This is a genomic window from Methylobacterium longum, assembly GCF_022179385.1.
GTDB lineage: Bacteria > Pseudomonadota > Alphaproteobacteria > Rhizobiales > Beijerinckiaceae > Methylobacterium > Methylobacterium longum.
Genome location: NZ_BPQS01000148.1, coordinates 1 through 933, shown reverse-complemented (window position 1 = coordinate 933; position 933 = coordinate 1). Strand labels below are relative to the sequence as shown.

At 67.5% G+C, this 933-nt stretch carries 1 pseudogene; it reads left to right on the top strand.

Annotated elements, in window-relative coordinates:
• Positions 1-472: pseudogene (locus MFF58_RS31795) on the top strand (GTPase HflX); the annotation flags it as partial.
• Positions 473-933: the final 461 nt, after the last annotated feature.

The window sequence follows — 933 nt, the reverse complement described above, 5'->3', positions numbered from 1 at the left end:
CGACGTCTCCCACGTCGATTCCGAGGCCCAGGCCGAGGATGTCGGCGAGGTCCTGCGCGAACTCGGGATCGAGACCAGCGCCGACCGGATCATCGAGGTCTGGAACAAGGCTGACCTGCTGGACGAGGGTGAGCGCACGCGCCTGCTCAACCTCAGCAAAGGCAGCGAGGGCGCGCGCAACGACCAGGATAGCGCCAGACCGGTTCTGGTCTCCGCGCTCACCGGGGAGGGCCTATCCGCTCTCACCAGCCGGATCGAAGCGCGCATCGCGCGTAGCCGATCAACCTTCGCGGTGGTCCTGCCGCCCGAGGACGGAGCGCAGCTGCACTGGCTCTATGAAAATGCCGAGATCCTCGACCGGCGCGAGGAGGTGAACGGCACGTTGCATCTTGCGGTGCGGATCGCGCCCGAGAAGGAGCCACGCTTCCGCAACCGCTTCGCAGGCGCGCGCCACCTTCACCGGGCGGGGTAGGCCCGCGTTGGAGCCGGAGAGCCACCTCGTCTGAGGCATCGAGCAAACCCTGCAGGAGACCCCGGCCCAGAAGGCGGAGCGCCGGAGCCGGGGGCGATCGCGGCGCGCTGATGAGCCATGGTCGCCCGAGCGATGGAGGAGGGGCCCGACATGCAAAAGCCCGCCCCCAGGTAAGGGACGGGCTTGTCATGCGGCAGCGATGGAATGAGGACGTCTCCTCACGCCAGCGATGCCTAGGCGCTCTGGCTGAACAGGGCGCGCGTACATCCGGCGTCGCCGTATTCAGGCCTGGAGCAGCCTTGCCAGCCAAGTCCCGCTACCCTGAAGCAGCGTAGGCCCAGCTGGTAGCTGGATCGGTGTTCGTGAGGAGGGATGGGTTGCGATGGGCGGGTCTGGCGGCGACCGACTCTCCCGTGTCTTGAGACACAGTACCATGGGCGCTGGCGTGTTTAACGGCCGAG